This window comes from Ferruginibacter sp. HRS2-29, assembly GCF_024343615.1.
GTDB lineage: Bacteria > Bacteroidota > Bacteroidia > Chitinophagales > Chitinophagaceae > Ferruginibacter.
This window is the reverse complement of the sequence record NZ_RJUB01000009.1, coordinates 72,007-82,862: the sequence shown is the minus strand read 5'-3', so window position 1 is coordinate 82,862 and position 10,856 is coordinate 72,007. Positions and strand designations below refer to the sequence as shown.

General features: G+C 46.1%; 11 protein-coding genes and 1 tRNA gene. 7 read left to right on the top strand and 5 right to left on the bottom strand.

Annotated elements, in window-relative coordinates; translation table 11 throughout:
- Position 1: 1 nt before the first annotated feature.
- A tRNA-Ser gene (locus tag EGI32_RS05160) sits at positions 2-86 on the bottom strand.
- A gap of 221 nt (positions 87-307) precedes the next feature.
- On the opposite strand from EGI32_RS05160, the gene EGI32_RS05155 reads away from it, so the two are divergent.
- Entirely contained in the window at positions 308-850 is a 543-nt protein-coding gene (locus tag EGI32_RS05155) for a pyridoxamine 5'-phosphate oxidase family protein (protein ID WP_255154308.1), read from the top strand.
- Positions 851-1,008: 158 nt separating this feature from the next.
- On the top strand, positions 1,009-1,650 hold the full coding sequence (locus EGI32_RS05150; protein ID WP_255154307.1) for a DUF4332 domain-containing protein: 642 nt from the start codon (positions 1,009-1,011) through the stop codon (positions 1,648-1,650).
- Positions 1,651-2,374: 724 nt separating this feature from the next.
- On the opposite strand, the gene cysM is transcribed toward EGI32_RS05150, so the two are convergent.
- From cysM to EGI32_RS05130, 4 genes are all read right to left on the bottom strand, one after another.
- Positions 2,375-3,256, bottom strand: a complete 882-nt coding sequence (cysM, locus tag EGI32_RS05145) for a cysteine synthase CysM (RefSeq protein ID WP_255154306.1) — start codon at positions 3,254-3,256, stop codon at positions 2,375-2,377.
- A 205-nt stretch (positions 3,257-3,461) separates the two neighbouring features.
- Positions 3,462-4,169 (bottom strand): LytTR family DNA-binding domain-containing protein, encoded by a 708-nt coding sequence (locus tag EGI32_RS05140; RefSeq protein ID WP_255154305.1) that lies wholly within the window; start codon positions 4,167-4,169, stop codon positions 3,462-3,464.
- Between the two features lie 229 nt (positions 4,170-4,398).
- Entirely contained in the window at positions 4,399-5,112 is a 714-nt protein-coding gene (locus EGI32_RS05135; protein WP_255154304.1) for an SDR family oxidoreductase, read from the bottom strand.
- Between the two features lie 232 nt (positions 5,113-5,344).
- Positions 5,345-5,830 carry a hypothetical protein gene (locus tag EGI32_RS05130; RefSeq protein ID WP_255154303.1) on the bottom strand — a complete coding sequence of 162 codons (486 nt, stop codon included), beginning with the start codon at positions 5,828-5,830 and terminating at the stop codon, positions 5,345-5,347.
- Positions 5,831-6,032: 202 nt separating this feature from the next.
- On the opposite strand from EGI32_RS05130, the gene EGI32_RS05125 reads away from it, so the two are divergent.
- The 5 genes from EGI32_RS05125 to EGI32_RS05105 all read left to right on the top strand — a co-directional run bounded on the left by EGI32_RS05125 (position 6,033) and on the right by EGI32_RS05105 (position 10,848).
- Positions 6,033-7,298 (top strand): dihydroorotase family protein, encoded by a 1,266-nt coding sequence (locus EGI32_RS05125; RefSeq protein WP_255154302.1) that lies wholly within the window; start codon positions 6,033-6,035, stop codon positions 7,296-7,298.
- Positions 7,295-7,786, top strand: a complete 492-nt coding sequence (locus EGI32_RS05120) for a DUF4199 domain-containing protein (protein WP_255154301.1) — start codon at positions 7,295-7,297, stop codon at positions 7,784-7,786. The genes EGI32_RS05125 and EGI32_RS05120 overlap by 4 nt, the downstream gene beginning before the upstream one ends.
- 3 nt (positions 7,787-7,789) lie before the next feature.
- Positions 7,790-8,746: a glycosyltransferase family 2 protein gene (locus EGI32_RS05115; protein WP_255154300.1), complete on the top strand. Its 957-nt coding sequence runs from the start codon at positions 7,790-7,792 to the stop codon at positions 8,744-8,746.
- Between the two features lie 182 nt (positions 8,747-8,928).
- Positions 8,929-10,071 (top strand): glycosyltransferase family 4 protein, encoded by a 1,143-nt coding sequence (locus EGI32_RS05110; protein ID WP_255154299.1) that lies wholly within the window; start codon positions 8,929-8,931, stop codon positions 10,069-10,071.
- 174 nt (positions 10,072-10,245) lie between these two features.
- Positions 10,246-10,848, top strand: a complete 603-nt coding sequence (locus EGI32_RS05105) for an SIS domain-containing protein (protein ID WP_255154298.1) — start codon at positions 10,246-10,248, stop codon at positions 10,846-10,848.
- The last annotated feature ends 8 nt before the right edge of the window (positions 10,849-10,856 follow it).

Below are 10,856 nucleotides of genomic sequence, written 5' to 3'. Positions count from 1 at the left end.
GCGGAGAGCGAGGGATTCGAACCCCCGGACCTGTAACAGTCAACAGTTTTCAAGACTGCCGCAATCGACCACTCTGCCAGCTCTCCGCGGCAAAAGTAAGGGTTCAAATTTTGTAGAACAAAAAATTGTTACTTCTTTTTTATTTTTTTTATTGCAACGCATTTTGTATGAGGATGTTAGGATTTGAGTGCAAACCCCGGAGGTTTCCAAAACCTCCGGGGTTTATGTTTTTAAAACCTCCGGGGTTTTCGGAACGATGTTTGGATTTATTCAACGAACAAAAAGTGAATCAATTAAAACCAAACACATGAACAGTATCAATCAACAACAGGAAGAAAATAACCATGAAGACCTTAGAGGTACGGATGCGGCCAAAAAGATCAAAGAACTTTCGAACAAGAATACCTGTCATTTCATTACAAAACTTCAGGAAACCAGTCCGCTGCACGTGCGCCCGATGTCAGTGCAGGTTACCGACGACGACGGAACATTGTGGTTCCTGTGTGCCAACGACAGTCATATTTACAGCGATATCAAGGCCGATTCCCGCGTGCACCTGCTGTTCCAGGGATCTTCCTATTCGGATTTCCTGAGCCTGGGCGCTACAGCCAAACTTACGGCCGACAAAGCGAAGATCGCAGAGCTGTGGGAACCTATGCTCAAGACCTGGTTTACCGAAGGACAGGATGATCCCCGCATCGCGGTGATAGAAGTGAAACCGCTGGAAGGTTACTATTGGGACAATAAACATGGCAATGCCGTGGCATTCCTCAAAACTGTTGCCGGGGCTATCGTGGGGAAAACAATGGACGATTCGATAGAAGGAAAACTGGAATCAATTACGAATTAAAAATTACGAATTACGAATGATACGAAGATTGCAATTCGTAATTCGTAATTCTTAATTCGTAATTAACTATATTTGCACCTGCTGTAAGCCCATAAACTAGCCGTTTATGGGCTTATTATTTAACCGTATTGACCAGATACACAATTAAACACAAACGCATGTCTACACAAGTAACTTTTTTACTGCCCAACTATATCGTTCAACACGCTACCGGCGGATTATTGCTGGGCGATTTCAATAACTGGAATGCCGAACTGGGTTTTCCGCTCGAATTGACTGAAGATGGCTCGTTGCAGACCACCATTTCCCTGCAACCGGGACAAACATATCAATATCGTTACCTGCTCAATGATGGCAGGTGGGAAAATGACGACAGGGCGCATTCTTATTCAGCGGCGGAAGGAATGTTCATCGAAAACTGTGTGATCCATGTTACGGAACAAGCCGAAACAGTGACCGATACCCCGGTGATAAAAAAGGCAACACCAAAGAAAGCAGTGGCTAAAAAAGCGGCTCCTGCAAAAAAAGCTACCCCAGCGCCTTCGGTAGAAAAAGCGGATCTTACAAAAATTGAAGGTATCGGCAAACAGATCGCTACCCTGCTCAATAAAAACGGTATTCTTACTTATTCGCAGTTGTCCAAAGCGTCGGCAAAAAAGCTGAAAGAAATACTGGATGCTGCCGGCCCGAAATTCAATGTGCATGTTCCGGCAAGCTGGCCAAAACAAGCCAAGCTTGCGGCGGCAGCTAAATGGGAAGAACTGGAAACTTTGCAGAAAGAATTGAAAGGAGGGAAATAAAAACCCCGGAGGTTTTTCAGAACCTCCGGGCGTCTGCCTGCAAACACTCCGGGATTGAAAGAAAATCCCGGAGGTTTTTCAGAACCTCCGGGCGTCTGCCTGCAAACACTCCGGGGTTGAAAGAAAACCCCGGAGGTTTTTCAGAACCTCCGGGCGTTTGTCTGCAAACACTCCGGGATTGAAAGAAAACCCCGGAGGTTTTTCAGAACCTCCGGGCGTTTGAGCATTTCGAAAAAATACTACAGCCCTTTCCAAGGTTTGTTACAATTTTATTCAAATGGATGATCTAATTTCATATCAGAAACCAATCCTATAAAAAGCTACCAACATTACCTATTGAAAAGACCACTTAACCCAATCCTATAAAAAACTACAGACATTACCTATCGAAAAAACCACTGAAACCAATTACATTTTATGAAAGACCTTCCCCCCCCGGAAGGTTTTTTTTGCATCGTACTACCGCCTCTGAACAAAATTTTTTTTTGTAATTTTTTTTTGTGGACTTTTTTTGTGGACCTCCCCGGAGTTCACCGTGTAAGTCCACACGCAATTACCACATTAAGAACACTTTAAGTTTGTGGACTTTTACCCCTAAAAGGCCCTTTTTCGTGTGAACTTTTGCTTTTGTGAACTTCGTGTGAACTTTTTGATGAAGCCATGGAGCTGCCGGTCGACTGATGAACATCCGTAGTTGCTGACGGGTTAAAGGCCCTTTAAGCCGTCAGTCAAATAAATCGGAGCTGAGGTAGCGGTCGCCGCGGTCACACACGATGAATACGATCACGCCCGAATTTAATTCCTTTGCCAGTTCTATCGCCGCGTGTGCAGCACCACCGCTGCTCATGCCGCTGAAAATGGCCTCTTCCCTGGCCAGTTTTTTTGTCATGGCCCTTGCATCCGCCTCATCAATTTCCATCGTACGATCTACCCTGCTGCGGTTGAATATGGTGGGTAGATAAGCTTCCGGCCATTTGCGTATGCCGGGTATGCGGGAACCTTCGGTAGGCTGGCAACCCACTATCTGTATATCCACATCCTGTTCTTTCAGGTATTGCGAAACTCCCATAATAGTACCGGTGGTGCCCATCGACGAAACAAAATGTGTGATGCGGTGCTGCGTATCACGCCATATTTCGGGACCTGTAGTATTGTAATGCATCAGCGGGTTGTCGGGATTGCCAAACTGGTTCAGCATATGATAACCGCCTTTGACCAGTTGCGCATTGGCATAATCGATCGCCCCTTCCATCGATTGTTCTTTGGGGGTAAGCACTACTTTGGCGCCAAATGCTTCCATCGTCAAAACCCTTTCCCGGGTTGCATCCGCGGGCATCACAAGCTCTATCGGCACGTTGAACAACCCGGCAATCATCGCCAGGGCAATGCCGGTATTGCCACTCGTGGCTTCTATCAATGTTGTGCCCTCCCTTATCTCTCCCCTGTCCAGCGCACCTTTGATCATCCCATACGCAGCACGGTCCTTCACACTACCGCCGGGATTGTTTCCCTCCAGTTTGCCATAAATGGTAACGTTAGGATTGGGATTGAGTTTCTTTAATTCAACTAAAGGAGTATTGCCCACCAGTTCGAGAATAGTTGCCATGGAGAAGAGTTAAGGACGGTTTTAGAAGTTACAAATATTGTGAATTAATGCCATTTCTGATTGCTTAATTTACAAACGGCAGAGATCCTCCATCGAACGTCGGATGTTGATGGTGACAGAAAAAGTGCATTCCGCGTCCCGACGGTTTTCGGTGGAGATATTGGGTCACGGATACCGGATCATGGAATGTAAAAATGAAGTAAGCTTAAATTTTCAATCCTGCCAATGCATCTTTGAAAAGTCTGCCTACCGGCAAAATATTACCTTTCACCACCACTTCTTTAGAAGTCATTTTGTCGATAAAATGTTTCTGAACCGCATAACTGCGGTGTACCCGAATGAAATTCTTAAACGCGTCTTCTTTCAGCAAACTGCCGAGCGAACTCAATACGCAATGTTTTTTTGATCCGGTAACGATGCTGGTGTAATCCTTCATCGCTTCCAGGTACAATACCTCGTGCAGCTGAAGTTTTACCTGATCATGTCCATCTTTTATAAATATGGTACCGGCACCCAGTGTGTGATTGAGCATCCCTGCTTTATGCCGCACTTCAAGATACTGCCGTGCCCGATGGATACAGGTGTCGAAACGTTTGGCATTGAAAGGTTTTACCAGGAAATCAAGCGCAGCTTCTTCAAAACTTTCCACCGCATAATCAGGATACGACGTGATGAATACACATACCGGCACATCAGGCAACTCCCGGCGCAGCTCGAGCCCGCTCATGCCAGGCATATCAATGTCGAGGAATAATACCTCAGGCAAATTTTTCTTTGCCGCTGCAAGGGCTTCTTCCGCGGAAGCATAATTACCGGTCACATTCAGGAACGGGTAATCTTTTATATACGACAGAACGGTGATCCTGTCGATATCATCATCATCTGCCACTATACAATTATACGTCTGCTGCATTTTGGTGAATGGTGAATGGTGAATGGTGAAAACTTCGAAGTTTTCAACGCAAAACTAGTGTCATTCAAATATACGCATAAAGTGAGCGGCTTCCGCGATGGTGAAAGGTCAATAGTGAATGGTGAAAACTTTTTAGTTTTTTTGAAAAGGGTACAATTTTAGCCAGGGAGAATAAGGTTCAATTACAGAATAATCTTCAAAGATTTCACCATTCACCATTGACTATTCACTATTTCGGCATTGTCGGGCGCACCTCCACCTTGCTCGGCAGCGTCCTTGGGTTAATCTGCATCAGGTCGAGCACCAGTTGACCGATATCTTCCGGCTGTATCTTCCAGGCATCGGCATCGGAAGGAACATGCCCGTTGAAATAAGTGGCTACCGAGCCCGGCATGATCGTGGTGACTTTAATACCATATTGGCGCAGATCGAGCATAATGGCCTGGGAGAAGCCTACCAGCCCGAACTTGCTGGCATTGTATGCCGCGCCGTTGGCGAAAAAATTGGTTCCCGCCAGGCTGGCGATGGTGATAATATAACCTTTGGTTTCCTTCAGCGGAGCGATGGCCGCTTTCACACTGTTGAACACACCGGTAAGGTTGGTATCGATCGTACTTTTCCATTCTTCATCGGTAAGCGTTTCTATCGGCGCGAAATGCCCGACGCCGGCATTGGCCACCAGCAGATCCAGTCGGCCGAAATGGTCCGTTACAGCTTTAATGGCCCGTGCTTCTGCGCCCGGAGTGCTTACATCGGATTCCAGCGCCAGTATTTTTGAGGGATCGGCAGAAAGGGATGCAGCAGCTTTCTGTGCTGCTTCAAGACTGCGGCTGCTGATGGCCACTTTCATTCCGTTATCAAGTAATATCCTGGCTACGCCAAAACCAATTCCTTTGCTTCCACCGGTGATATAAGCAACTTTATCAGTGAGTGTTTGTTTCATATAGTTGAAATTATTTCCTCAAAAATATGACATTAAGGTTGAAGGTTGAAGGTTGAAGGTTGAAAGTTGAAGGTTGAAGGTTGATGGTTGATATTATTTTAATACGGGTTATTTTATGAAAGGAAATTTTAATAACATTGAAGATAAAGCAACATCAAGTCACAACCGCTGATAGTGTAACCTTCAACTATCAACCATCAACTTTCAACCTTCAACCTTCAACTGTCGGTGCCTATCGGCGCTCGTATCCCAGTTTATTATAGAAAGCGGAAAAGAAGATTCCACGGATCACCAATGGAACAATCCCACGCTTGATCGCAAGCACTTTCCACCGGTCTTTTTTATGATATTGTTTCAGGTCGGAAGTAGAAGCGATGACGATACCTCCAATCGTCGCGGTATGGTCAACAGTCCTGCTGAGGTGATAAGCATCGGTTGTCCACACCAGCCAGGATTTGCTGCCGATGTATGCCGGCCGGTAATCGTTGATATCAGCGTTCCTGTATTTGCGTTTCCAGGAAGTTTCGTAATCGATGAAAGAAATGCCCTTTCCATAGTCGTGGTGAATAATGGCCTGGTTGAAACCGTCGGCCGTACCAGCTACGGCCATGCAGGAATATAAAACGATATCTCTTTTGGTGATGCTGTACCATTTCAATTGAGCGTGGGCAGCGAGGCATAAAAAAGATAAGGAGATGATAAATAATGTTTTTTTCATGAGTGTTGGGTGAATGGGGTTGTCTACCCGCGGTTGTCTACTCCCGGTTGTCTACTCCCGGTAGTCTACCCGCGGTTGCCTACCCTGCAAGGCCTATTAACGCAAATAAATACTAAAATAGTATCTGACTATCCCTTCATTGCCTTCCGCAGGATTTTGCTCACTCGTCTTTTTTTTGCATATTTGCATAATCGCAAAACGCATGAAGGTTTTAATACAGCAAGTCAGGATCATTTCCCCCTCCTCTCCTTTTAACGGAAAAGTAACCGACATTCTCATTGAAAATGGCATCATCCGCCAAATAGCCGATCATATTTCAGCTGAAGGGGCCCAGGTGATCACTCACCCCGATCTCCACTGCAGCATAGGCTGGATGGATATTTTCGCACAGTTCGACGATCCCGGGTTCGAGCACAAGGAAACCCTCGTGTCGGGTGCCGCCGCGGCCGCGGCCGGAGGGTTCACGGATGTAATGCTGGTGCCAAATACCAATCCCGCCGTTTCTTCCAAGATACAGGTGGAATATATCCGGCAGAAAGCCGCTTCATTGCCGATAAACCTTTACCCCATCGGCGCCATCACCAAAAATGCCGAAGGAAAGGAACTGGCCGAAATGTACGACATGCACAACAGCGGCGCCATCGCTTTCAGCGATGGGATCCAGTCGCTGCAAAGCCCCGGCATACTGCTGAAAGCTTTACAATATGTATTAAGCATCGGCGCTACCTTACTGCAGGTACCAAACGATAAAAGCATCAGCGCCCACGGACTGATGAACGAAGGCATCATGAGCACCAGGCTCGGGCTACCGGGAATTCCTTCCATTGCAGAAGAACTCATGATAGCGAGGGATATCGAACTGCTAAGGTATACCGGTTCCAGGTTGCACATCACCGGTGTTACCACCCAAAAAGGAATAGAGCTCATCGCTGCCGCGAAAAAAGAAGGGCTGCAGGTGAGTTTCTCTGTAACACCTTATCACGCCTGGTTTTGCGATGAAGACCTGGTATCTTACAACACCAATCTGAAAGTAAACCCGCCGCTGCGTAAAAAAGAAGATATGCTGGCTGTAAGGCAAGCTATCGCAAATGGAACTGCCGATTGCATCGCATCGCATCATGTGCCGCAGCATTGGGATGATAAGGAATGTGAATTTGAATATGCCAGGAATGGCATGATCGGACTGGAATCGTTTTTTGGCGTAGCCAATCGTTACGGGGCTCCACTCGAAACACTGATCGAAAAGCTTACGGTGCAGCCAAGGGAGTTGTTCCGGCTCGAAGTACCATCCCTTACAGCTGGAACAGCCGCCAGCCTCACCCTTTTCGCCCCCGGCGAAGAATATACTTTCGAAAAAGAAATGATCCGTTCCACTTCTTTCAATACTCCTTTTATCGGGCAGAAACTGAAAGGCAGGGTGATCGGGATCATAAACAAACAACAAATCGTTCTGAATCATTTTTCATGAAAATAACCTCCACTTACAAGGGCCTGATAATAGCCGTGCTGATGATCGCGTTATCATTGATATTCTTTTATGTCATGCATTACCCGGTCAACGGCAGGAATCACCTCGTGGTGATGGGAGTATTCGTGGTGGGGCTTTTATGGAGCCTGATCTCTTTCAAATTATCTTCTGGTGAAGACAAACAGATAAAGGAATACTTTTCCGAAGGGTTTAAAACATTCATCGTAGCCACTTTATTCATCGTCGTTTACACCGTGGTTTTCAATAAAATGAACCCACAGATACTCGAAAAAAGATTGAAGGAAAATGCGGAACTTGCGGCCAAACAAGGCAATTATACCCCGCTGGACATCGAGAACAACAACAAGCAGATCCGCGACAATTTTACGCCCATGACGATTGCGATCACCACGATCTCCTATTTGATATTGGGTTCTTTGGTATCTTTAATCGGGGGTGTTGCCTTAAGCCAGACAAATAAAAAATAGCCAATGGATCTTTCAATCGTAATACCGTTATTCAATGAAGATGAATCGCTGCCGGAATTAGCGGCCTGGATCGAACGTGTGATGCTGGCCAATAATTACAGCTACGAGATCATCATGATAGACGATGGCAGCACCGACCGCTCCTGGGAAGTGATTGAAGAATTACGGGCCGGCAACAGCCATATCAAAGCCATTAAGTTTCAGCGTAACTATGGTAAAAGTGCAGCGCTCAATGAAGGATTTAAAGCGGCCCAGGGCGATGTGGTCATCACCATGGATGCCGATATGCAGGATAGTCCCGATGAAATACCCGGCCTGCGCCATATGATCCTCAACGATGGATTCGATATCGTGAGCGGATGGAAGAAAAAACGTTTCGACAATAAATTCACCAAGAACATACCCTCCAAATTATTTAATGCCGCGGCACGCCGTAGCTCGGGCATCAAACTCAATGATTTCAACTGCGGACTGAAAGCCTACAAGAAGAAGGTAGTGAAGAGCATTGAAGTATACGGCGAGATGCACCGCTATATTCCGGTGCTGGCCAAATGGGCGGGCTTCCGCAAGATCGGTGAAAAAGTGGTGGAACACAGGCCCCGGAAATACGGGGTGACCAAATTTGGCTGGGAGCGTTTTGTAAACGGCTTCCTCGACCTGTTCTCTATCATGTTTGTAGGCAAATTCGGCAAACGCCCTATGCACTTCTTCGGCTTATGGGGCACCCTCTTTTTCTTTTTCGGTTTTTTTGTATTCCTGTACCTGACGATCACCAAATTCTTCTTCGACCATACCGGGCTTACGCAACGGCCGTTATTCTTTTTTGCCATACTGGCCATGATCATCGGTTCGCAGCTCTTCCTCGCCGGATTTATCGGTGAGCTCATCGCGAGGAATTCGCCCGAGCGGAATTCTTATCTGATAGAAGAAAAAATCGGACTCGAGTCAATTAAGAATTAAAAATTTTAAATTAATGATCAGAGCAAAGTGTTTTCCGCAGATAAGTGCAGATGGATAGCACGCAGAACAGGCATAAGATCAGCGATGATATGGGTGTGCATTTGATCTGCGTAAATCCTTGGAAAAGACTCTTCACACTGATCTTCGCACCAATCGTTAATTTTTAATTCTTAATTTTTAATTTGTCTTCTCAAAAAAATATCATCATCATCGGCCCCGCCTACCCCTTACGCGGTGGCGGCATGGCATCATTTAATGAGCGGCTGGCAAGGGCATTCCAGGAGGAAGGTAATAACGTGAGCATTTATACATTTTTGCTGCAATACCCCTCGTTCCTTTTTCCGGGCACTTCGCAGTATTCTACCGAAGCGGCGCCGGCAGGGCTCGATATCAAAGTACTGATCAATTCCATCAATCCTTTCAACTGGATAAAGATCGGTCGCAGGCTGAAAAAAGAAAGACCTGATATCATCGTCGTACGATTCTGGTTACCGTTCATGGGACCATGCTTTGGCACTATTTTGCGCATCGCAAAAAAGAACCGCCACAGCAAGGTGGTGTGCATAGCGGATAACGTGATCCCGCATGAAAAACGTTTTGGCGACAAGCCGTTTACAAAATATTTCATCAAACCGGTGGATGCTTTCATCACCATGAGCCGGAAAGTGCTGGAAGATCTTCGCCTCTTCACCGATGCACCGGCCAAATATGTGCCTCATCCGTTGTATGATAATTTTGGTGAAAAGATCTCGCAGGCAGAAGCCAGGAAAAATACCGGTATAGCACAGGATGACTTCGTGTTATTATTCTTCGGGTTCATCCGCAAATACAAAGGGCTGGATATTTTACTGGAAGCGATGCACCTGTTGAAAAACTCGCCGGATCCGATCCCCCATCTCAGGTTGATGATAGCCGGTGAATTTTACGATGACCGCAAAACTTACGAAGACCAGATAGTTCAGCTGGGGATCAGTGATATGCTGATCCTTCGTACGGAATTCATTGCCGATAAAGAGATCAAAGATTATCTCTGCTCCGCCAATGTGGTAGTGCAACCCTACCGCAATGCCACTCAAAGCGGCGTTACCCCACTCGCCTATCATTTTGAAATACCCATGATAGTGACCAATGTGGGCGGTTTACCTGCACTCGTTCCCGATGGCAAAGTGGGACTGATAGCCGAACCTACGGCCGCTTCCCTCGCCGAAAAGATCAGGGAATTTCATGCCACCGGAGAAGCCCATTTTTTACCTTACCTCAAAGAAGAAAAGAAAAAATACAGCTGGCAGGTGATGACGGAAGAAATAGTGTCAATAAGTGAATAGTCAATATTCAACAGTCAAAACTTCGAAGTATATAATACCATCAAAGCTCTATAATAGTTAGCTGGTGGAAACATTCGGTGGTCTGTAGTCGGTGGTCAGTTGTCCGTTGTCTCCCCAATTCGTGTAATCCGTCTAATTCGAAAAATTCGTGCAATAAAAAACTACCTTTGCAATATGCTAAATACAATCAAATCACTTGTACAGGCTTCCATCGATACCAAACAGCAGGTATTGGAAAATGAGGAACTATTGGCCACGGTACAGAAATGTGTGAACGATATCACCACCGCATTCAGGAACGGAAAAAAAGTATTGTTTTGCGGCAACGGCGGAAGCGCTGCGGATGCCCAGCATCTGGCTGCCGAATTCAGCGGCCGTTTTTATCTCGACAGGGATGCATTGCCTGCAGAAGCATTACATGTAAACAGTTCGTACATGACGGCGGTGGCCAATGATTACAGTTATGATGTGGTGTATGCCAGGATGGTAAAGGGTTTCGGACACGAAGGCGATGTGCTGGTAGCGATCAGTACTTCCGGCAACAGTAAGAATATCATCCAGGCCGTAGATGCCGCCAACGAAAAAGGCATGCTTACTATCGGTTTCACCGGAGCTACCGGCGGAAAGATGAAAGATATCTGCGATCACCTCATCAACATCCCCTCAACAGATACGCCGAGGATACAGGAAAGCCATATTTTGATAGGCCATATTATCTGTCAGCTGGTGGAAGACGAATATTTTAATAAACATATTTCGCAGACAGGAAGTTTGTAGATAGGAAA

Coding starts and splice junctions, on each gene's coding strand:
- EGI32_RS05140 (WP_255154305.1), bottom strand. CDS start 4,169: ATGCAGCAGACGTATAATTGTATAGTGGCAGATGATGATGATATCGAC.
- EGI32_RS05120 (WP_255154301.1), top strand. CDS start 7,295: ATGAAAATAACCTCCACTTACAAGGGCCTGATAATAGCCGTGCTGATG.
- EGI32_RS05130 (WP_255154303.1), bottom strand. CDS start 5,830: ATGAAAAAAACATTATTTATCATCTCCTTATCTTTTTTATGCCTCGCT.
- EGI32_RS05155 (WP_255154308.1), top strand. CDS start 308: ATGAACAGTATCAATCAACAACAGGAAGAAAATAACCATGAAGACCTT.
- EGI32_RS05150 (WP_255154307.1), top strand. CDS start 1,009: ATGTCTACACAAGTAACTTTTTTACTGCCCAACTATATCGTTCAACAC.
- EGI32_RS05105 (WP_255154298.1), top strand. CDS start 10,246: ATGCTAAATACAATCAAATCACTTGTACAGGCTTCCATCGATACCAAA.
- EGI32_RS05135 (WP_255154304.1), bottom strand. CDS start 5,112: ATGAAACAAACACTCACTGATAAAGTTGCTTATATCACCGGTGGAAGC.
- cysM (WP_255154306.1), bottom strand. CDS start 3,256: ATGGCAACTATTCTCGAACTGGTGGGCAATACTCCTTTAGTTGAATTA.
- EGI32_RS05115 (WP_255154300.1), top strand. CDS start 7,790: ATGGATCTTTCAATCGTAATACCGTTATTCAATGAAGATGAATCGCTG.
- EGI32_RS05125 (WP_255154302.1), top strand. CDS start 6,033: ATGAAGGTTTTAATACAGCAAGTCAGGATCATTTCCCCCTCCTCTCCT.